This is a genomic window from Nocardioides sp. NPDC057767, assembly GCF_042798275.1.
Lineage (GTDB): Bacteria > Actinomycetota > Actinomycetes > Propionibacteriales > Nocardioidaceae > Nocardioides.
Genome location: NZ_JBHVKJ010000053.1, coordinates 1 through 20487 on the forward strand (window position 1 = coordinate 1; position 20487 = coordinate 20487).

24 protein-coding genes are annotated in these 20487 nt (G+C 69.4%); 19 read left to right on the forward strand and 5 right to left on the reverse strand.

From position 1 onward, the window contains the following. The first annotated feature begins 136 nt into the window (after positions 1-136). Genes ACFVDI_RS22695 through mltG form a run of 7 tightly spaced genes read left to right on the forward strand, consistent with a single transcriptional unit; the run spans position 137 to position 8006 of the window. Positions 137-1129, forward strand: coding sequence for an ABC transporter permease (locus ACFVDI_RS22695; protein WP_378910610.1), 993 nt, complete (start codon positions 137-139; stop codon positions 1127-1129). Positions 1130-1179: 50 nt separating this feature from the next. Further along, entirely contained in the window at positions 1180-2508 is a 1329-nt protein-coding gene (locus ACFVDI_RS22700; RefSeq protein WP_378910726.1) for a replication-associated recombination protein A, read from the forward strand. 12 nt (positions 2509-2520) lie between these two features. Continuing rightward, positions 2521-3066 (forward strand): hypothetical protein, encoded by a 546-nt coding sequence (locus ACFVDI_RS22705; protein ID WP_378910612.1) that lies wholly within the window; start codon positions 2521-2523, stop codon positions 3064-3066. Beyond that, positions 3063-3377: a DUF6167 family protein gene (locus tag ACFVDI_RS22710; protein ID WP_378910617.1), complete on the forward strand. Its 315-nt coding sequence runs from the start codon at positions 3063-3065 to the stop codon at positions 3375-3377. The genes ACFVDI_RS22705 and ACFVDI_RS22710 overlap by 4 nt, the downstream gene beginning before the upstream one ends. After that, complete coding sequence (gene alaS / locus ACFVDI_RS22715; RefSeq protein WP_378910619.1) at positions 3377-6061, forward strand: alanine--tRNA ligase; 2685 nt, start codon at positions 3377-3379, stop codon at positions 6059-6061. Before ACFVDI_RS22710 ends, alaS begins: the two co-directional genes overlap by 1 nt. Continuing rightward, complete coding sequence (gene ruvX / locus ACFVDI_RS22720) at positions 6061-6531, forward strand: Holliday junction resolvase RuvX (protein WP_378910622.1); 471 nt, start codon at positions 6061-6063, stop codon at positions 6529-6531. Before alaS ends, ruvX begins: the two co-directional genes overlap by 1 nt. Continuing rightward, positions 6528-8006 carry an endolytic transglycosylase MltG gene (mltG, locus tag ACFVDI_RS22725; RefSeq protein ID WP_378910624.1) on the forward strand — a complete coding sequence of 493 codons (1479 nt, stop codon included), beginning with the start codon at positions 6528-6530 and terminating at the stop codon, positions 8004-8006. The genes ruvX and mltG overlap by 4 nt, the downstream gene beginning before the upstream one ends. 56 nt (positions 8007-8062) lie before the next feature. Here mltG and ACFVDI_RS22730 read toward each other — a convergent pair whose 3' ends face one another. Continuing rightward, positions 8063-8395, reverse strand: coding sequence for a hypothetical protein (locus tag ACFVDI_RS22730; protein ID WP_378910627.1), 333 nt, complete (start codon positions 8393-8395; stop codon positions 8063-8065). A gap of 151 nt (positions 8396-8546) precedes the next feature. Here ACFVDI_RS22730 and ACFVDI_RS22735 point away from each other — a divergent pair, with 151 nt between their 5' ends. The 7 genes from ACFVDI_RS22735 to ACFVDI_RS22765 all read left to right on the forward strand — a co-directional run bounded on the left by ACFVDI_RS22735 (position 8547) and on the right by ACFVDI_RS22765 (position 13609). Further along, the gene (locus ACFVDI_RS22735) at positions 8547-9383 is read left to right on the forward strand and encodes a shikimate dehydrogenase (RefSeq protein WP_378910629.1); all 837 of its coding nucleotides are present in this window, start codon (positions 8547-8549) and stop codon (positions 9381-9383) included. Then, positions 9380-10057: a prepilin peptidase gene (locus ACFVDI_RS22740; protein WP_378910632.1), complete on the forward strand. Its 678-nt coding sequence runs from the start codon at positions 9380-9382 to the stop codon at positions 10055-10057. Before ACFVDI_RS22735 ends, ACFVDI_RS22740 begins: the two co-directional genes overlap by 4 nt. A gap of 45 nt (positions 10058-10102) precedes the next feature. Further along, the gene (gene aroC, locus ACFVDI_RS22745; protein WP_378910634.1) at positions 10103-11281 is read left to right on the forward strand and encodes a chorismate synthase; all 1179 of its coding nucleotides are present in this window, start codon (positions 10103-10105) and stop codon (positions 11279-11281) included. Beyond that, the gene (locus ACFVDI_RS22750) at positions 11281-11796 is read left to right on the forward strand and encodes a shikimate kinase (RefSeq protein ID WP_378910638.1); all 516 of its coding nucleotides are present in this window, start codon (positions 11281-11283) and stop codon (positions 11794-11796) included. The genes aroC and ACFVDI_RS22750 overlap by 1 nt, the downstream gene beginning before the upstream one ends. 2 nt (positions 11797-11798) lie before the next feature. Continuing rightward, entirely contained in the window at positions 11799-12905 is a 1107-nt protein-coding gene (gene aroB, locus ACFVDI_RS22755) for a 3-dehydroquinate synthase (protein WP_378910640.1), read from the forward strand. Positions 12906-12958: 53 nt separating this feature from the next. Continuing rightward, positions 12959-13264: a nucleotidyltransferase family protein gene (locus ACFVDI_RS22760; protein ID WP_378910642.1), complete on the forward strand. Its 306-nt coding sequence runs from the start codon at positions 12959-12961 to the stop codon at positions 13262-13264. Between the two features lie 69 nt (positions 13265-13333). Next, positions 13334-13609 carry a DUF86 domain-containing protein gene (locus ACFVDI_RS22765; RefSeq protein ID WP_378910644.1) on the forward strand — a complete coding sequence of 92 codons (276 nt, stop codon included), beginning with the start codon at positions 13334-13336 and terminating at the stop codon, positions 13607-13609. 9 nt (positions 13610-13618) lie between these two features. On the opposite strand, the gene ACFVDI_RS22770 is transcribed toward ACFVDI_RS22765, so the two are convergent. The 4 genes from ACFVDI_RS22770 to ACFVDI_RS22785 form a co-directional block, all read right to left on the reverse strand. Then, a complete protein-coding gene (locus ACFVDI_RS22770; RefSeq protein WP_378910646.1) occupies positions 13619-14080 on the reverse strand; it encodes a VOC family protein in 462 nt (153 codons plus the stop codon). Between the two features lie 47 nt (positions 14081-14127). Beyond that, positions 14128-14517 (reverse strand): helix-turn-helix domain-containing protein, encoded by a 390-nt coding sequence (locus ACFVDI_RS22775; protein WP_378910648.1) that lies wholly within the window; start codon positions 14515-14517, stop codon positions 14128-14130. A gap of 63 nt (positions 14518-14580) precedes the next feature. Beyond that, on the reverse strand, positions 14581-15738 hold the full coding sequence (locus ACFVDI_RS22780) for an acyl-CoA dehydrogenase family protein (RefSeq protein WP_378910651.1): 1158 nt from the start codon (positions 15736-15738) through the stop codon (positions 14581-14583). A gap of 47 nt (positions 15739-15785) precedes the next feature. Then, on the reverse strand, positions 15786-16391 hold the full coding sequence (locus ACFVDI_RS22785) for a TetR/AcrR family transcriptional regulator (protein ID WP_378910653.1): 606 nt from the start codon (positions 16389-16391) through the stop codon (positions 15786-15788). Positions 16392-16453: 62 nt separating this feature from the next. On the opposite strand from ACFVDI_RS22785, the gene ACFVDI_RS22790 reads away from it, so the two are divergent. The 5 genes from ACFVDI_RS22790 (at position 16454) to ACFVDI_RS22810 (ending at position 20434) form a co-directional block, all read left to right on the forward strand. Further along, positions 16454-16918: a type II 3-dehydroquinate dehydratase gene (locus ACFVDI_RS22790; protein WP_378910655.1), complete on the forward strand. Its 465-nt coding sequence runs from the start codon at positions 16454-16456 to the stop codon at positions 16916-16918. A 120-nt stretch (positions 16919-17038) separates the two neighbouring features. Further along, positions 17039-17605 carry an elongation factor P gene (gene efp / locus ACFVDI_RS22795; RefSeq protein WP_008356794.1) on the forward strand — a complete coding sequence of 189 codons (567 nt, stop codon included), beginning with the start codon at positions 17039-17041 and terminating at the stop codon, positions 17603-17605. 3 nt (positions 17606-17608) lie between these two features. Then, complete coding sequence (gene nusB / locus ACFVDI_RS22800; RefSeq protein WP_328530375.1) at positions 17609-18022, forward strand: transcription antitermination factor NusB; 414 nt, start codon at positions 17609-17611, stop codon at positions 18020-18022. Positions 18023-18196: 174 nt separating this feature from the next. Beyond that, positions 18197-19399, forward strand: coding sequence for a hypothetical protein (locus ACFVDI_RS22805; RefSeq protein WP_378910659.1), 1203 nt, complete (start codon positions 18197-18199; stop codon positions 19397-19399). 24 nt (positions 19400-19423) lie between these two features. After that, a complete protein-coding gene (locus ACFVDI_RS22810; RefSeq protein WP_378910662.1) occupies positions 19424-20434 on the forward strand; it encodes an NADPH:quinone reductase in 1011 nt (336 codons plus the stop codon). Positions 20435-20487 lie beyond the last annotated feature (53 nt).

A 20487-nucleotide genomic window follows, 5' to 3' on the forward strand; every position in this document is an offset into this window, starting at 1 on the left:
ATGTCCGCCCACTGTTCGTCGGCCAGGATGGGATCGTCGGGCGCGGCGCGCACCGAGCAGTGCCACACGTGCTTGTCGGGGCGCTGGTCCGGGCCAGCGCCCGCGCACATCTTCTAGGAAGCGAGACCTCCGTCCCATGATCGGTTTTGTCGTACGCCGGCTGATCTCGGCACTTCTCGTGCTGTTCGTCATCTCGGTGGCGGTGGTCGCGCTCTTCACCTATGGCCCGAGCGATCCGGCGGACGCGATGTGCCCCGAACCCAGGTGCACCGTCGAGCGCCAGGACGCGATCCGGGAGGCGCTCAACCTGGAGGCGCCGATCTACGTCCAGTACGGCGAGTACATGTCCGGGATCGTTCGCGGTCGCGAGATCGCGTTCGGGTCGGAGGCGTACGACTGCGACGCCCCGTGCTTCGGGGTCAGCTTCATCTACCGCGTCAACGTCTGGGACGACATCAAGGACCGGATCGGGCCGACCGTCTCGGTCGCGGTCGGTGCCGGCGCCACCATCCTGCTCATCGGGGTGCCCATCGGGATGTTCGCGGCCAGACGCCGTGGGACCTCTGCCGACAAGGCCGTCATCGGCGCGACCCTCGTGATCGAGTCGATCCCCTACTACCTGTTCGTCCTGCTCGCCTTCCTCTATCTGGCGGTCGGGGCCGGGATCTTCCCGCAGGACGGCTACCACCCGCTCACCGACTCGCCCCTGAAATGGGCCTGGGCGCTGCTGCTGCCCTGGCTCGCGCTCGGGCTGGTGAACTCGTCCAAGTACGCCCGGTTCACCCGTGGGTCGATGATCGAGGCGTTCAACGAGGACTACGTCCGCACCGCGAGATCCAAGGGCCTGCCCGAGCGGACGATCGTCAACAAGCATGCGCTGCGCGCCGCGGTCGTGCCGATCGTGACCATCTTCGGTCTCGACTTCGGCGCCCTGCTGACCGGCACGATCTTCACCGAGAAGATCTTCGGCATCAACGGCCTGGGCCTTCGTGCCCTCGACGCCGTCGGGCAGAGCGACCTCCCGGTCATCGAGGCGACCACCCTGATCTCAGCAGCGATCATCGTGGCCACCAACCTCGTGGTCGACCTGTTCTACAGCGTGCTCGACCCCCGCGTACGCCTCACCTGAGCCCTGTCGGTGCCGGCCACTAGGGTTGGCGTGTGGATGGGTTGTTCGAGATGGGCGCTGCCGGCGCCTCGCGCGGCGGGTCGCTGAGCCACAGCGACCATGCGGCCGCGCCGCTGGCGGTGCGGATGCGGCCGCGTACGCTCGAGGAGCTGGTGGGGCAGAGCTCGCTGCGCGCTGCCGGGTCGCCGCTGCACCAGGTCGTCGAGGGCGGGCAGTCGCTCTCGCTGCTGCTCTGGGGCCCGCCGGGGACCGGGAAGACGACCATCGCCTCGATCGTCAGCCGCTCCACCGACCGGCGCTTCGTCGAGATCTCCGCGGTCTCGGCCGGGGTCAAGGAGGTCCGGGCCGCGATCGACTCCGCCCGGGCCGAGCTGGTCGCGACCGGCAAGGAGACGGTGCTCTTCGTCGACGAGGTGCACCGGTTCAGCAAGGCGCAGCAGGACGCGCTGCTGCCGGGCGTGGAGAACCGCTGGGTCACGCTGGTCGCCGCCACCACGGAGAACCCGTTCTTCTCGGTGATCTCGCCGCTGCTGTCCCGCTCGCTGCTGCTGCGGCTGGAGTCGCTGACCGACGCGGACATCCGCGGCGTACTCCTGCGGGCTCTGGAGGACGAGCGCGGCCTCGGTGGCTCGGTGACGATCTCCGACGAGGCCCTCGACCATCTCGTCCGGCTCGCCGGCGGCGACGCGCGCCGGTCGCTGACCTACCTGGAGGCGGCTGCGGGAGCCGCGTCCGAGGGGGAGATCACCCTGGAGGCCGCCGAGCGCGCGGTGGACCAGGCTGCGGTGCGCTACGACCGCCAGGGCGACCAGCACTACGACGTGGTCAGTGCCTTCATCAAGTCGGTGCGCGGTTCGGACGCCGACGCGGCGCTGCACTACCTGGCGCGGATGATCGAGGCGGGGGAGGACCCCCGGTTCATCGCCCGCCGGCTGATGATCCTCGCCTCCGAGGACATCGGCCTGGCCGACTCGACGGCGCTGCAGACAGCGGTCGCCGCGGCGCAGACCGTGCAGCTGATCGGGATGCCCGAGGCCCAGCTCACCCTGGCGCACGCGACGATCGCGCTCGCGGTGGCGCCGAAGTCCAACGCGGTCACCAACGCCATCTTCGCCGCCCGCGCCGACGTCGCGGCCGGAAAGATCGGCAACGTCCCGCCGCACCTGCGCGACGCCCACTACGAGGGTGCGAAGAAGATCGGCCACGGCGAGGCCTACAAGTACGCCCACGACGAGCCGTTCGGGATCGCGACGCAGCAGTACGCACCGGACGCGGTGGCCGATGCGGAGTACTACCGGCCGACGACCCACGGAGCCGAGGCCGGAGTGAAAGAACGGTGGGAGCGTGTCCGGAAAATCGTGCGCGGACAGGATGGATAGGGTAGGCGCACCATGACGAACTCGAGCATGCCCGGGTGGGCGCTGGCGGCGGCACTGACCGCGGTGGGGGTCCTGGTCCTCGTCTCGCTGGTGGCCGTGCTGCTCGCGCTCGGGACGCGCCGTCGGGCGCGGCTGCAGCTCGAGGCGGCCGAGGCCAGCGAGGCCGAGCTGCGCGAGCGGCTCGAGGCGCTGGAGAAGCGCTTGGCCCAGCCCGAGATCAGGCGGCGGGGCCGGGACGAGAAGGAATACGTCATCACCTCCCTGGGAGAGGACGGCGAGCCTGCCGAGGTGGAGCAGGTGGTGCAGCGTACGTTGACGGCACCTGCTTTTGCGGACGCCGTCCTCCGGGAGACGATGGTGCACAGTGCGGCACTGGTCCACGGGGTGCGCCGGGCGCTCTCGCCCGAGGTGCGGTTCAAGATCCGCTACGAGATGCACCGCGAGGTCAAGCGGGCACGCAAGGACCGGAAGAGCGAGATGCGCGAGGCGCTGCGGGAGTACCGAGCGCGCCAGCGCGCGGCAGTTGACGAGGAAGTACGTATGGAGGACTCCCGATGAGGGGCGCGATCTGGTTCGTGGTCGGTGCGGGTGCCGGCGTGTACGCGATGGTCAAGGGGCGGCGCGCCGCCGAGGCGTTCACCGCCGACGGGCTGCGCGACCGGGCTCAGGCGATCGGGGTCGGCGCGCGGATCTTCCGCGAGGAGCTCGCCACCGGCAAGGCCGAGAAGGAGCTCGAGCTGCGCGAGTGGATCGAGGCCAACACCGCTGGGCCCAAACAGATTGGCGCCGCAGGTGCCGGTCAGCAGAGACTTGGATTGACAAGGCCCGAGAACGAGGCCCAGCAGAACACGGAAGGTAGTACCCCCTGATGGAGTGGTTGAGCACGGCGGAGATCCGCCGCCGTTTCACGGCGCATTTCGCCGAGAACACCGAGATCGGCGAGCACACGGTGGTGCCGTCGGCATCGCTCCTGCTCGACGACCCCAACCTGCTCTTCGTCAATGCAGGCATGGTGCCCTTCAAGCCCTACTTCCTCGGCCAGGCCACACCTCCCTACCAGCGGGCGACGTCGGTGCAGAAGTGCATCCGCACGCCCGACATCGAGGAGGTCGGCAAGACCACCCGGCACGGCACGTTCTTCGAGATGTGCGGCAACTTCTCCTTCGGTGACTACTTCAAGGAGGGCGCCATCACGCTCGCCTGGGAGCTGGTCACCAAGTCGGTCGCCGACGGTGGCTTCGGCTTCGACGAGTCGGTCCTCTACCCGTCCGTGCTCAACGGCGACGAGGAGGCGGTCGCGCTCTGGAAGAAGATCTCCGGCCTGCCCGACGACCGCATCGTCCGGCTGCCCCCGAGCGAGAACTACTGGTCGATGGGCGTGCCCGGGCCGGGCGGTCCGTGCTCGGAGATCCTGATCGACCGCGGCCCCGAGTTCGGCGCCGACCGCGACTGGGACGCCGGCGACCGCTACCTGGAGTTCTGGAACCTGGTCTTCATGCAGGACAACGTCGTCGCGGCGCGGTCCAAGTACGACGTCGACATCGACGGCCCGCTCGCCCAGACCGGCATCGACACCGGTCTCGGTCTCGAGCGCGTGGCCTACCTCATGCAGGGCAAGTCCAACATGTATGAGACCGACGTCGTCTTCCCGGTCATCGAGAAGGCGATGGAGCTGACCGGGAAGAAGTACGGCGCCTCCTACGAGGACGACGTCCGCTTCCGGGTGGTCGCCGACCACGTGCGCTCCTCGCTGATGCTCATCGGTGACGGAGTGACCCCCGGCAACGAGGGCCGCGGCTACGTCCTGCGCCGGCTGATGCGCCGCGCGATCCGCAACATGCGGCTGCTGGGCTACGAGGACCCGGCGATGCCCGAGCTGCTGCCGATCTCCCGCGACAAGATGGGGGAGACCTACACCGACCTGCACTCCGAGTGGGACCGGATCAAGCGCGTCGCCGACGCCGAGGAGGAGGCCTTCCGCAAGACCCTCGCGGCCGGCACCCAGATCTTCGACCTGGCCGCGACCGAGGTGAAGTCGAGCGGATCGACCACCTTCACCGGTGACAAGGCGTTCCAGCTCCACGACACGTACGGCTTCCCGATCGACCTGACCCTCGAGATGGCCTCCGAGGCGGGCCTCGAGGTCGACGAGGCGGGCTTCCGCGGTCTGATGACCGAGCAGCGCGAGCGGGCCAAGGCCGACGCGCGCGCCAAGAAGGGCCAGCACGCCGACCTGTCCGTCTACCGCGGGATCCTGGACACCAACGGGCCGACCGACTGGCAGGCCTACACGACCCTCGACACCGAGTCGAAGCCGGTGGCGCTCCTGCGGGAGGGCAAGCCGGTCGACGTGCTCGGGCCCGAGGAGATCGGCGAGATCGTCCTCGACCGCACCCCGTTCTACGCCGAGTCCGGTGGCCAGTCCGCCGACGCGGGCATCATCGAGTTCGACGGTGGCCGGCTCGAGGTCGTCGACGTGCAGCGTCCGGTCAAGGGCCTCGTGGTGCACCAGGTCCGCGTCGTCGACGGTGAGTTCCACGGCGGCGAGTCGCTCGTGCACGCGAAGGTCGACCCGGAGTGGCGTCTCGGCGCCCGCCAGGCCCACTCCGGCACCCACGTGGTGCACGCGGCGTTGCGCGAGGTGCTCGGTCCGACCGCGCTGCAGTCGGGTTCGTTCAACCGTCCCGGCTATCTGCGTCTCGACTACGGCTGGACCAAGGGCCTGACGCCGGAGCAGATGCACGAGATCGAGGAGGTCGCCAACAACGCGCTGCGGGCCGACCTGCCGGTCTCCTGGGACTACATGACCCTCCCGCAGGCCAAGGACTGGGGAGCGATCGCGCTCTTCGGCGAGACCTACGACGACTCCAAGGTGCGCGTCGTCGAGATCGGCGGCCCCTGGTCGCGCGAGCTCTGCGGTGGCACCCACGTCGACCACTCCGCCCAGATCGGCACCGTCGTGGTCACCTCGGAGGCCTCGGTCGGCTCCGGCAACCGCCGCATCGAGGCCTACACGGGCGTGGAGGGCTTCAACTACCTCGCCCGCGAGCGCGATGTGGTCTCCGAGCTCAACCTGCTGCTCAAGACGAAGTCGGACGACGTCGTCGGCCGGGTCTCCGACCTGATGGAGCGGCTCAAGGCCGCCGAGAAGGAGATCGCTCGGGCGCGCACCGCTCAGCTGCTCGCCTCCGGCGGCTCGATCGCGGCCTCCGCGGTCGACGTCAACGGCGTCCAGGTCGTCGCCCAGCGGGTCCCGGGTGTGGGCGGCGGCGACGCGCGAACGCTCGCTCAGGACGTACGCTCCCGACTCGGTGACGCGCCGGCGGCGGTCGTGCTCTTCGGTGACGCTGACGACAAGGTCGCGGTCGTGGCCGCGGTCAACCCGGCCGGCATCGCCAAGGGCGTCAAGGCGGGTGACCTGATCAAGGAGCTGGCGCCGGTCGTCGGCGGTCGAGGCGGCGGCAAGCCCGACTTCGCCCAGGGTGGTGGCACCGAGGTCGGCAAGATCGACGAGGCTGTCGCCAAGGTCAAGATCCTGGTGACTGGAGCCTGATGCGACACGGCGTACGCCTCGGTCTGGATCCTGGCGACGCCCGGATCGGCGTCGCCAGGAGCGACCCCACGGGGTTCCTGGCGACGCCGCTGGAGACGGTCAAGAAGGGCCGCGGCGACCTCGCCCGACTGCAGGCGATCGTCGCCGAGATCGACGAGGAGTCGACGATGCTCGAGGTGGTCGTCGGGCTGCCCCGCTCCCTCAAGGGAGGGGAGAACCCGGCGACTGCTAAGGTCCGGGACTTCGCCGCGTCGTTGGCGCGGCGAGTGGCCCCGGTCCCGGTTCGTCTCGTCGACGAGCGGCTCACCACTGTTTCTGCGGAGGCTATGCTCCGAGACCGAGGTCGCAAGGGTCAGGACCGTCGAGCAGTCGTCGACATGGCCGCGGCGGTTGTGATCCTGCAACACGCATTGGACAGTGAGCGCGCTTCGGGGACCGCGCCTGGAGAGATCGTTGAGGTCGGTCATTGAGTGAGCGCTACTACCCCCCGGACCCGCGCGACCCGCGTCGCCCTGGTCAGGGGTCACACGGTCGCGACCCGCGCGGTGGCTACCCGCCGCGCCAGCAGCCGCCGCAGGACCCCCGTGACCCGCGCCGGATGCCGCCGCAGATGCCGGGTCAGATGCCGGGTCAGATGCCGGGTCAGCATCAGGGTCACCCGGGTCAGCAGGGTCGCCGCCCCGGGCCGCGTCCGGTGCCCGGCGCAGGCACACCCCCGCCAGGCTACGGTCATCAGGAGCCGCCGCAGCGACCCGGTGGCTACGGCGGACCGACCTACCAGCAGCACCCCGGCTTCTTCGACGCCGGTCCCACCGAGCACGATCCCTACTTCGACGAGGAACCGCCCAAGCGCAAGCGACGCTTCGGTGGCTGCCTGGCCGTGCTGGTGGCCATGGCCGTGGTCGTCGGCGGGCTCTACTTCGTCGGGGACCGGGCCATCGACTACGTCAAGGACATGGTCGCGCCGCCCGCCGACTATCCCGGACCGGGCACCGATCCGGTCTCCTTCGAGGTGCAGGAGGGTGACTCGGTCTCAGCCGTCGGCCGGAACCTGAAGGAGATCGGCATCGTGGAGTCGGTCGACGCCTTCATCGATGCGGCCAACGCCGAGGGTCTGACCGTCCAGGTCGGCTTCTACCCCCTGAAGAAGCAGATGAAGGCCGCCGACGTCGTCGAGATCCTGGCCAACCCGGACAACATCGACACCATCAACGTCACCATCACCGAGGGATCGCGCGCCAAGGCGATCTACAAGGTGCTCGCGGAGAAGACGAAGAAGAAGCCGGCCGAGTTCAAGAAGGCCGCCGAGGACACCGAGGCGATCGGGCTGCCCGACTACGCCAAGGGCAACGTCGAGGGTTACCTCTTCCCGGCGACGTACGCCTTCCCGCCCGACGCCACGCCGACCGAGATGCTGGCGATGATGGTCGACCGCTGGGAGCAGGCGCTGGGCGACAACGACATCGAGGCGCGCGCCAAGCAGCTGAAGTGCGGTGGCGGCAAGGCCTGCACGGCCGAGCAGATCATGACCGTGGCCTCGCTGGTCGAGGCCGAGGGTCGCGGCGAAGACATGGCCAAGATCGCCCGGGTGATCTACAACCGGCTCGACCCCAAGGTCGATGACGGAGCCACGAACGGCACGCTCGGGATCGACGCGTCGAACGCGTACGGGATCGGGAAGTCCGGCACCACCCAGCTGACCTCGGCCGAGCTGGCCAAGGACACGCCGTACGACACCCGTCGTCGCGCCGGCCTGCCGCCGACGCCGATCGGCTCGCCCGGTGACGCGGCGATCGAGGCAGCGCTCAACCCGGCCAAGGGCAACTGGCTGTTCTACATCACGGTGAACCTGAAGACCGGCGAGACCAAGTTCACCCGTGACTACAGCCAGTTCCAGAGCTGGACCGCGGAGCTGGACGCGTACTGCGCGAAGAACAAGTGTTGACCTAGACCGGCCGCCCGGCGACGCCGGGCGGCCGTGGGCTGCCGCGGGATCGAGCGTCAGCTGTAGAACTGGTACTTAGCGGAGTAGGTACAGGTCGGGTTGCTCACGGGTATGCAGTCGGCAACTTGCAGGTAGTACGAGGCGTCTTCCGGAATGCTCAGGTTACCTGTGCATGTAGCCGAGGAGGTTGCACCCGTGTCTCTGACCGAAGCAAACGTGGAGCCGTCTGCCCGCTTGATATATGCAACTGCGTAGTGGGTCGACGAGGTGTACAGCGTGCGAGCACAGAGGTTGTCGGTCGCGTCGGTATATGACGCTCTAGCGTTGCCGTGCTGGATGGACTTGTCGTTCAGGATGCCGATGTCGGCATGTGCGGCGGTGCCACCCATGGTTACGATCAGGCCGAGGCGGCAAGCGCCGCCCCAAATGCAAGAACTCGCATGAACTATCCCTTTCCGTGCTGGGCGTGAATCGTGGCATCCCCAAGGGGGTACCCCGTTGCTGTTTCCTGCCTCAGAAGATTGCAAGGAGAAAATCTGAGTGAAGTGCGCTGTCCTGGGTGATCCGATCGGTCACTCGCTCTCGCCGGCTCTCCATCAGGCGGCGTACGCCGAACTGGCGATGTCCGACTGGTCCTACACCTCCACTCGGGTGCAGGCCGGTGGCCTGGCGAAGTACGTCGCCGACCTCGGTGGCGACTGGCCGCCGAGCAGGTGGCGCGGGCTGTCGGTGACGATGCCGCTCAAGCGGGAGGCCTTCGAGCTGGCGAGGTCGGTCTCGCCGCGGGCGCGGCTCGTGGGGGCGGTCAACACACTGGTGCGCTCCTCGCACGGCTGGGTGGGGGACAACACCGACCTGCCCGGCGCGGTCGCGGCGGTCCGGGAACGAGCCGGCGACGGCTTCTCCTGCTCCCACGGTGCGGTCCTGGGCGCCGGCGCCACGGCGGCCTCGACCGGCCTCGCGCTCGCCGAGCTGGGCGCTTCCCGGATCACGCTGCTGGCTCGCAACCCGGGTGCGGCGGGGGAGACGATCGAGATGATCTCCCGTCACCGCAGCAAGCCCGTGGTCTCGGTGCTGCCGCTGGACTCGGCCGTCGACGGTGTCGACGCGGTCGTCTCCACGGTCCCGGCGAAGGCGCAGACGCCCGAGCTGGTCGACCGCTGGGCGTCGACGCCGGTGGTCTTCGACGTCGTCTACGACCCGTGGCCCTCGCCGCTGCTGTCCGTCGCACCCGGTGTGGCCGTCAGCGGTCTGGACCTGCTCGTGCATCAGGCGGTGCTGCAGTTCGAGCTCTTCACGGGCCGGACTGCCCCGCTCGAAGCCATGCGGGCGGCGGGGGAGAAGGCGCTGGGGATCGCGGAGCTGTCACCGGCATGAGTCCTGGGGCGGTCGTGCTGGTGAGTGCGGCCGTCGCCGGTCTGCTCGCTCTCGGGATGCCAGCACTTCTTCGCCGACTCCCCGAACCGGTCGACGACCCGCCTGCGGTCTCCTATGCCACGCTGGCCGGCTGGGCGCCGCTCCTGCCGGTCGCGGTGGCCGTCTCCGCCGCGGTCGCCGGGCTGCTCGCCTGGCAGGTCGATCCGTCGCGGCTGATGGTGGCGCTGGCGCCGCTCACACCGATCTGCGTGCTGCTCGCCTACGTCGACTGGCGCGTCCAGCGGCTGCCGAAGGTGCCGATCCTGGTGGCCACCGCGGTCGGCCTCGCGCTGCTCGGTGCCGAGTGGCTCTGGACGCGCGACGCCGCGACCGCTCTCGGCGCCCTCGCCGGGCTGGTGATCGCCCGCTCGGCGTTCTGGCTGCTGTGGCGGCTCGTGCCGCACGCGATGGGCTTCGGCGACGTACGGCTCGCGGCGCTCGTCGGGCTGGTCCTCGGTCGCCTCGGCTGGGGCCAGCTGGCGATCGGGCTCTGGGCCGGGCTGGCGATCTTCGGTCTGTGGGGCATCGGGCGCGCGGTCGCGCGGCGCTCGCGCACGGCGATGCGCGAACCGTTGGCGTACGGGCCGTTCATGATCTGGGGCATGCTCGTCGGGGTCTTCGCCGTCTCGCTGTGAGCCCGGGTGCACGGGGTTGCGTGGCGGGGATGAAAGACTGACCCCATGTTGCGTTGGCTCACTGCGGGCGAGTCCCATGGTCCGTCCCTGACGGCCGTGATGGAGGGTCTGCCCGCCCACGTCCGGATCACCTCTGACGACATCGCTGATGCCCTGGCGCGGCGCCGGCTCGGCTATGGCCGTGGTGCCCGGATGAAGTTCGAGAAGGACCAGGTGCGGATCACCGGCGGCGTACGCCACGGCGAGTCGCAGGGCGGTCCGGTCGCGATCGAGGTCGGCAACACCGAGTGGCCCAAGTGGGAGACCGTGATGGCCGCCGACCCGGTCGACCCCGACGTGCTGGCCGGGCAGGCCCGCAACGCTCCACTGACCCGGCCGCGGCCCGGCCACGCCGACCTGGTCGGGATGCAGAAGTACGACTTCGACGACGCCCGTCCGATCCTGGAACGCGCCTCGGCCCGTGAGACCGCGGCCCGGGTCGCGCTCGGTGCGGTCGCCTCGGCCTTCCTCGAGCAGGCGCTCGGCGTCCGCCTGGTGTCGCACGTCCTGGAGATCGGCGGTGTCCGTACGCCGGGCCGCGAGGTCCCCTCGCCCGAGGATGTCTCCCGGCTCGACGAGGACCCGGTGCGGGTGCTCGACCCGGACGGCTCCAAGCAGATGGTCGCGCGGATCGACGAGGCCCACAAGGACGGTGACACCCTCGGCGGCGTCGTCGAGGTCGTCGTCCACGGGCTGCCGCCGGGCCTCGGCTCCCACGTGCACTGGGACCGGCGCCTCGATGCGCGCCTGGCCGGTGCGCTGATGGGCATCCAGGCGATCAAGGGCGTCGAGGTCGGCGACGGGTTCGAGCTCGCCGCGACTCCCGGCTCCAAGGCCCACGACGAGATCGTTCCTTCCGCCGCCGGTATCCGCCGCGCCTCCGGGCGCTCGGGCGGCACCGAGGGCGGCATGTCGACCGGCGAGATCCTGCGGGTCCGTGCCGCGATGAAGCCGATCGCGACCGTGCCTCGCGCGCTGCGTACCGTCGACGTGGCCACCGGCGAGGAGGCCGTCGCCCACCACCAGCGCTCCGACGTCTGTGCGGTGCCCGCCGCCGGTGTCGTCGCCGAGGCGATGGTCGCGCTCGTCCTGGCGGAGGCGGCCCTGGAGAAGTTCGGTGGCGACTCCGTCGCCGAGACCAAGCGCAACGCCGAGTCCTACCTCGCGAACCTGAGGTACGTCTGATGCCCGCTGTCGTGCTCGTCGGCCCGATGGGCGCCGGGAAATCGACCGTCGGCGCGCTGCTCGCGACTCGTCTCGGGGTGGCCCTGCGCGACACCGACGAGGACATCGCCGCCGCTGCCGGCAAGAGCGTGCAAGACATCTTCGTCGACGAGGGCGAGGCCCACTTCCGTGCGGTCGAGGCCGAGGCCGTCGCGGCGGCGCTCGCCGAGCACGACGGCGTGGTCTCCCTCGGCGGCGGCGCCGTCCTGGCCGAGCAGACCCAGGTCCTGCTCGAGGAGCACACCGTCGTCTACCTGCGCGTCGGCGTCGCCGACGCGGTCAAACGGGTCGGCCTCGGTTCGGGCCGCCCCATGCTGCTCGGCAACGTACGCGGCCGCATCAAGGCGCTCCTGGAGGAGCGCACGCCGATCTACGAGTCGGTCGCGACGCTGGTCGTCGACACCGACGGCCGCTCGGCCGACGACGTGGCCGACGAGCTGGCCACCGCCCTGACCGCGCTGAACACCACGGAGTAGAAGTGACCGAGCCCGCAAGCACCGTCATCAGGGTCGAGAGCGCCGCGGCGTACGACGTCGTCATCGGCTTCGGTCTCGCCGACCGGATCCAGGGGCTCCTGGGCGACAGCGTCCAGCGGGTGGCGTTCCTCTACGCCGCCGAGCTGGCCGAGTTCGCCGAGCCGGTGCTCGAGGAGCTGCTGAAGCACTACGACGTGCTCGGTCTCGGTCTGCCCAGCGGGGAGGACCAGAAGACAGTCGCGGTGGCCAACGACTGCTGGGAGGCGCTGGGGGAGCGCGGCTTCACCCGCTCCGACGCCGTCGTCACCTTCGGTGGCGGCGCGACCACCGACCTCGGCGGCTGGGTCGCGGCCGGTTGGCTGCGTGGCGTACGAGTCGTGCACGTACCCACCACCGTGCTCGCCATGGTCGACGCCGCGGTAGGCGGGAAGACCGGGGTCAACACCGCCGCCGGGAAGAACCTCGTCGGCGCGTTCCACGAGCCGGCCGGGGTGCTGTGCGACCTCGCCCTGCTGAAGACCCTTCCTCGTGAGGACCTGGTCGCCGGGCTCGGCGAGGTCGTCAAGTGCGGCTTCATCGCCGACCCGGAGATCCTGCGGCTGGTCGAGGAGACCGACGAGATCACCGCTTCCTCGCCCGTTCTCGCCGAGCTGGTCGAGCGCGCGATCCGGGTCAAGGCGCAGGTCGTCGCCGCCGATCTGAAGGAGACCGGCGGCGACGACGGCCACCCCGGCCGCGAGACCCTCAACTACGGCCACACCCTCGCCCACGCGCTCGAGAAGCACTCCGGCTTCTCGATCCGCCACGGTGACGCGGTCGCCGTCGGCTGTGTCTACGCCGCCGAGCTCGCCCGTCTCGCCGGGGTCCTCTCCGACGACGTCGCCGCCCGGCACGCACCGACGTTCGCGAAGGTCGGCCTGCCGACCACCGTCAAGGAGCTCGGTGTCGAGGCCGGCTTCGACGACCTCATCGGCGCAATCCGGGTCGACAAGAAGACCCGCGGCTCCGTCCTCCGCTTCCTCGTCCTCCACGACCTCGCCGCCCCCCGCATCCTCACCGGGCCGACCGAGGAGCAGCTGCGCGAGGCGTACGCGGTCGTCGGGGGCTGACGTCTGGCGTGCTGCTGATGCGGTTCGGTGCGATCTTCTGGGACACTGGACGCATGCACGCAGCGCCTGTCCTGGACTACGCGGCGATCACCCGTGCCTGCGAGCGGTTCGGTGTCGCGCGGCTGCGCATCTTCGGATCGGCGGCCTCCGGGGGATTCGACCCGGAGAGAAGTGACCTGGATTTCTTCGTCGACTTCCTTCCAGAAGTGCAGGATCTGCTCGGCAACTATCTGGCGCTCACCGAGGAGCTCGAGTCGATCGTGGGTCGGAAGGTCGACCTGGTGATGTCTGACGCCGTCGAGAATCCCTACTTTGCCGCCCAGGCATTCCGAAGCGCTCAGGAGATCTATGCAGCCTAAGGCAGCTGCGTTGCTCTGGGATCTGCTCACAGCAACGACGCGGATCCAGGGATTCGTCGCAGGCAAGTCGTGGGACGACTACGCAGCCGACATCCTCCTTCGTTCTGGGTCGAGCGGCAGTTCGAGATCGCCGGCGAGGCGATGAGCGTCCTCCGGAAGGAAGATCCCGAGACTGCCGCTCGGGTGCCTGACGTACACAAGATCGTCGGGATGCGCAACGTCCTGATCCACGGATATGCGGAGGTCAGTGACCTCACCGTCTGGCGAACGGCAACCGGCGATCTTCAGTCGCTGGTCCACGTCGTCGAGGCGCTCTTGGCCGAGGCTGGTCCTCCGGCACCCTGACCTCGAGAGTCAGGCGCCGGACCAGCGGGCGATGTCCTCGTCGGTGACCTCGACGGGACCCTCGATCCGCTGGGTGGCGCGGATGTGGTTGCCGAAGGGGTCGCGGAAGGCGCAGTCGATGCCGTAGGGCTGCTTCGTGGGCTTGTCGGTGAACTCGACGCCCTTGGCGGAGAGTTCCTCGTAGAGCTTCTCGCAGTCGTCGGTGTTGAAGATGACGACCGCGCCCATGGCGCCCTTGGTGACCAGGTCGCGCAGCTGGGCGGCGGTCTCGGCGCTGTGGGCGGGGGAGCGGCCCGGAACCTCGAGCAGCAGCTGGTGGTCGGGGTCGCCGGGGAGGTGCACGGTGAGCCAGCGCATGAAGCCCATGTCGACGTCGCTGCCGACCTCGAGGCCGAGCTTGCCGACGTAGAAGTCGAGCGCCTCGTCCTGGTCGAGCACGTAGATTCCGGTGATGTTGATGTTGGTCAGCATGCGACCAGTCTGCGGCGCTTCGGCACCGGGCGCTTCTCCGAAACTGCTCAGCTCGCCGGCCGCATCCAGGCACGGGCGACGCACCCGGGCACGGCGGGGCTGTGGGCCCTGGCCCGGTAGCCGCTCGGGGAGGTGCCGACGATGTCGCGGAACGTACGGCTGAAGGTGCCGAGGCTGGTGAAGCCGACCGTGAGCGCGACCTCGGTGACCGGCGTCGAGGTGTCTCGCAGCAGCGCCATGGACCGCTCGATCCGGCGGCGCTGCAGGTAGCGGTGGGGCGTCTCCCCGAAGACGGCCTTGAACCGCCGGCTGAAGTGGGCCGGTGACACGTGCGCGACGGACGCGATCGCCGGGACGTCGAGCGGCTCGGCGTAGCGACGGTCCATCGCGTCGCGTGCCCGCAGCAGGCGACGGTTCTCGTCCTCGCGCGGCGTCATGTGCCCGAGCGTATGCCGAGTCGGCTCGTCTTGACGAGCCGACTCGGCAGGGCTTCTAGCGGGTCACAGACCCATGTCCTTGGCGATGATCAGCTTCATGACCTCAGAGGTGCCGCCGTAGATGCGGTTGACGCGGTTGTCGGCGTAGAGGCGGGCGATGGGGTACTCGTTCATGTAGCCGTAGCCGCCGTGGAGCTGGAGGCAGCGGTCGATGACGCGGTGGGCGACCTCGGTGCAGAACAGCTTGGCCGAGGCGGCCTCGGCGGCGGTCAGCGTGCCGGCATCCTCGGCCTCGATCGCACGGTCGACCACGGCCTCGGCGGCGTCGACCTCGGCCTTGCACGCGGCCAGCTCGAACTTGGTGTTCTGGAAGGAGGCGACGGCGGTGCCGAAGACCTTGCGGTCGTGGACGTACGCCTTGGCGAACTCGACGGCGGCCGCGGCCTGGGCGTAGGCGCCGACGGCGATGCCGAGACGCTCGACAGGGAGGTTCTGGCCGAGGTAGGAGAAGCCCTTGCCGACCTCGCCGAGGACGTCCTCGACCGGGACCTGGACGTCGGTGAAGGAGAGCTCGGCGGTGTCGGAGACCTTCAGGCCGAGCTTGTCGAGCTTGCGGCCGACCTCGTAGCCCGGCAGCGAGGTGTCGACGGCGAGGAGCGTGATCCCGCCGCGGCGGTCCTCGGGGGTGGCCGGCGCGGTGCGGGCGCAGACGATCACCCGGTCGGCGTTGACGCCGCCGGTGATGAAGGTCTTGGCGCCGTTGAGGACATAGTGCTTGCCGTCCTCGGTGAGCTTGGCGTTGGTGGTCATCCCGGCCAGGTCCGAGCCGGTGCCCGGCTCGGTCATCGCGATCGCCCACATCTCCTCGCCGGAGACGAAGCCGGGCATCCAGCGCTCCATCTGCTCCTTCGTGCCGAGCTTGAGGAGGTAGGGCAGGCAGAGGCCGACGTGGGTGCTCGAGCCGCCGAAGGAGACACCGGCGCGGGCGAGCTCCTCGGTGATGACGGCGGAGTACTTGAACGACTCGATCCCGGCACCACCGTACTCCTCGGGCACCTGGATGCCCCACACGCCGAGCTCGCCGAGCTTGAGGTAGAAGTCGTGGGGGACGATCCCGGCCTCGTACCACTCGTCGTAGACGGGGGTGACCTCCTTCTCGATGAACGAGCGGATGGTCTCGCGGAAGGACTGGTGGTCCTCGGTGTAGATGGTGCGGCGCACGGTGCTTACTCCTCGGGGTGCATTCTTCTCGGGGTCGAAACGGAAGTTCAGGGGCGGGCGCCGACGGCGCGCAGCGCGAGGTCGGCGTAGAAGTCGGCGAGGGCCTCGGGCGTCCAGGAGCCGTCGTCGCGGTACCACCGGGCCAGGTCGATGCCGAGCGAGAGCAGGGCGGTGGCCGCCTTGGCGGGGTCGGGCGTGTCGAAGTCGCCGCTGCGTACGCCTTCCTCGACGACCTCGCGCATGACGGTGTCGATGGCGCGGCGCAGGCCCGCGATCTCCCGGAAGTGCTCCTCGGTCAGCGCGGCGAGCTCGTAGTTGATGACCCTGGCCGTCGTGTGGGAGCGGGCGTGGAAGAGGACGTAGGTGCGTACGGCGGCGGCGACCCGATCCGCGGGGGTGCCGTCGGCGCGGGTCGCCTCGGTGACCGCCTCGAGGATGACCTCGTGGCCACGCACCGCGATCGCGTGCAGAAGCTCCTCCTTGGAGCGGTGGTGGACGTAGACCGCCGCCGGGCTCAGTCCGGCCGCCGTGGCGATGTCACGGGTGCTGGTGCCGTGGAACCCCTTCGCCGAGAAGGCCTGGACCGCCGCGTCGAGCAGGCGGGCGCGGCTGCGGTCGCCGCGGGCCTGCGTGCTGGTGCGTACGTCGCTCATGCCATCAGTCTGGCATAAAGGTAAGTGAGCGCTTAGATTCGGCTCGGGAAATCAATGCGAGGATGTTGCTCGTGAGCAATGCTTTGAAGCAAGTCCTGGTCCTCAACGGCCCCAATCTCGGACGTCTCGGGAAGCGTCAGCCCGAGATCTACGGGCACACCACCCACGACGAGCTCGCCGCGATGTGCGTCGACTGGGGTCACGCGCTCGGCTTCGCCGTGGACGTACGTCAGACCAACCATGAGGGCGACATGGTCGACTGGCTCAACGCCGCCGCTGACAAGGACATCCCGGTCGTGCTCAACGCCGCCGCCTGGACCCACTACTCCTACGCCATCTACGACGCCTGTGCGCAGCTGACCGCACCGCTGGTCGAGGTGCACATCTCCGAGCCTCTGGAGCGGCCCGAGGTCTTCCGGCACACCAGCGTCGTCACCCCCCATGCGACCGCGGTCGTGGCGGGCAAGGGCATCGACGGCTACCGCGAGGCCCTCGAGGTCGTCGCCGGGAAACTCGGGCCGGCATGACGGATTGGGTCGGCGTACGTCTCGTTGACTAGGATTCTCTGTGGCCCTAGGGCCCTGCGAACATTGACAACGATGCCTGCGATGCTGCAGGACGACAGAGACGAAGGCTGACGGACGGTTATGGCGACGACGAACGACCTCAAGAACGGCATGGTGCTGAAGATCGAGGGCCAGCTCTGGCAGGTGGTCGAGTTCCAGCACGTGAAGCCCGGTAAGGGTCCGGCCTTCGTCCGCACCAAGCTGAAGAACGTCGAGTCGGGCAAGAACGTCGACAAGACCTTCAACGCCGGCACCAAGGTCGAGACCGCCACGGTCGACCGCCGCACGTTCCAGTACCTCTACAACGACGGCTCCAACTTCGTCTTCATGGACGTCGCCGACTTCGACCAGGTCGAGGTGGGCCCGGAGATCGTCGGCGACGGTGCCGGCTTCCTCCTGGAGAACCAGGAGGTCATCCTGGCCACCAACGAGGGTCGCGTGCTCTTCGTCGAGCTGCCGCCGTCCGTCGAGCTCGTGATCTCCTACACCGAGCCCGGCGTCATGGGTGACTCGGCCACCGGCCGCACCAAGCCCGCCACCCTGGAGACCGGCGCCGAGATCCAGGTGCCGCTCTTCATCGAGCAGGGCGAGAAGATCAAGGTCGACACCCGCGAGGGCGGTTCCTACCTCTCCCGCGTCAAGGGCTGACCTGTGGCTCACGTCGCCACCGCCCGCACCAAGGCCCGCAAGCGGGCTCTCGACCTGCTCTTCGCCGCGGAGGCCCGCGGTCTCTCCGCCGGTGATCTGCTCGACCAGCAGATCCGGGAGGGCGAGGTGCCCAACAACCCGTTCACGGTCAAGATCGTCCGGGGCGTGGTCGCCGAGGCCGAGCGGATCGATGCCCTGATCGCCGCGTTCGCGAAGGACTGGACGCTGGCTCGGATGCCCGCGGTCGACCGCAACGTCCTCCGTATCGGCGTCTGGGAGCTCCTCGACGGCGATGTCGCCTCCGAGGTCGCGATCAGCGAGGCGACCGCGCTGGTGACCGAGCTGTCCACCGACGACTCGCCGTCGTTCGTCAACGGAGTGCTCGCCGCGGTCGCGAAGGACCTCGCCAAGGCCTGATCAGCACGTGACGTACGCCTGCCCCGGACCGTTCCGGGCAGGCGTCATGTCATTTCGGGGTGCGGCACGACGCGTGTGTTTTCCGGTTATCGACGATTGCTTCGGTCGGGACCGTATGTTTGGACCCAAGGCTGAGATGGAGGCCGTAACCCAGCACCCGTATTCGGAGAGCGCATGACGCAGGAGAACAACCCCTACGACGAGCCGGACTCGCGCACCCGGCCGGCCGGAACACCCTCGCACTGGGTGACCCCGCCTCCGCCGGGCTCGGCGGGACAGCCGCTCCAGCCCGCGAGGCCGGCCCAGCCCTATCCTCAGCCCGACCCGAGTCAGGAGGCGACTCGCATCACCAACCCACAGGTCACCACCAACCCCGCCCCGCCGGCGCCCGCGCCGGCGGCTGCGGTCGCGCCGCCGCCCCCGGCGGTCCACGGCCAGGAGGTCCCCAGCGCGACCGACTTCCTCGACCGGCGCGCCGAGTCGGCCGGGTTCGGCCCCGCGACCTGGGGCTGGCGAGGCGCGATCCGCAAGATGTCCGGCGGGCTGATCAGCCCGAAGATGGGCGCCGCTGAGGTCGCCTACGAGCAGGACCGGGCGATGATCCAGCGCGACTTCGACGGTCCGCGCACCATCGTCTTCATCAACCCCAAGGGCGGCGCCGCCAAGACCACCGGCGTGCTCGCCGCGGGCTACACCTTCGGCACCGTACGCGGCGGGGGGATCGTGGCCTGGGACAACAACGAGACCCGGGGCACCCTCGGTATCCGCGGCATGCGCAGCACCCACCGCAACACCACCCGTGAGCTGCTCGACAACCTGGCCGCGTTCAACAACGTCTACCAGTCCCGCATCGGTGACCTCGGTGCCTTCGTACGCTCCCAGGGTGACGCCCATTTCGACGTGCTCGCCTCCGACGAGCGCCCCGACGTCACCGGCCAGATCCATGCCGACGACTTCGCGCAGGTGCATCAGCTGCTGGAGCGCTTCTACAAGGTCATCCTGGTCGACACCGGCAACAACATGCGCGCCGAGAACTGGCTGGCCGCGGCCGACACCGCCGACCTGCTGGTGGTGACCTCGACGGTGCGTGAGGACACCGGCTACAGCGGCCTGTGGATGCTCGACGCGCTCCAGGAGTCCGGCTACGCCGACCTGAAGCTGAAGACGATCACGGTGCTCTCCGACCCGTCCCCGAAGGTCGACAACAACCTGGCTCGCGACCTCACCGAGGTCTACCAGCAGCGCACCCGCGGGGTCTACCGGGTCCCGTTCGACCCGGTGCTCGTGGCGGGCTCCACGGTGCAGTACTCCCAGCTCTCGGAGGAGACCAGGATGTCGTGGCTGAAGGCCTGCGCCGGGATGGCGCACGCGTTGTAGACCCCGGCCGCTAACGTCGGAGTCATGCGTGCTGTCGTCTACTCCGAGAACGGTCCCTCCTCCGCCATGCGTCTGACCGAGCGCCCGGTGCCGAAGCCCGGCCCGGGCGAGGTCCTGGTCAGGCTGGTGCGAGCGGGGGTCAACCCCACCGACTGGAAGGTACGTGCCGGCGTCAGTGCGACCCTCGCGACCCCCGAGGCGACGCCGGGCCAGGATGGCGCCGGCGTGGTCGAGGAGATCGGCGAGGGGGTGAGCACCCACATCGTCGGTCAGCCGGTCTGGCTTTACATGGTCCAGCACGGCCAGGCCTGGGGGACCGCGGCGGAGTACGTCACCGTCCCGGCCCACAAGGCCGTCGAGCTGCCCCTCGGAGCCTCCTACGACCTCGGCGCATCGCTCGGAGTCCCGGCGATGACCGCCCATCGGGCGCTCACCTGCGGGAAGGTCGAGCGGGTGGCCCCGGGATCGTTCGACGGCCTCACCATCCTGGTTCACGGTGGTGCCGGAGCGGTCGGCAACGCCGCGATCCAGTTGGCCGTGTGGGCGGGCGCGACGGTGATCACCACGGTCAGCTCCACCGAGAAGGCGGCGCTGGCGAAGGCCGCCGGGGCGCACCACATCGTGAACTACCGCGAGGGCGACCCGGCCGCCGAGATCCGCGAGATCGCGCCGGACGGCGTCGACCAGATCGTCGAGGTCGCACCGGCGGACAACAACGACCTGGACCGCGCCGTCATCGCCAAACGCGGCACGATCGCGATCTACGCCAACAACGGCGGGGACGAGCTCACCATGCCGCTGCGCGCGACCTTCTCGCTCAACCTCCGCTACCAGTTCATCCAGCTCTACGGCATCGAACCGGAGCAGATCCAGGCCGCGGCCGACGATGTCACCGCCGCCGTGGCGGCGGGGGCTCTGCGTGTGGGTCAGGAGGCCGGCGTACCTCTGCACCACTACCGGCTCGAGGAGACCGCTGCCGCCCACGACGCGGTCGAGGCGGGAGCGATCGGGAAAGTGTTGATCGACCTGGAGTGAGGATAAGGTTGGCCCGATCCTTTAACGAGCCGTCCCGTGAGGCGGAGAAGGAG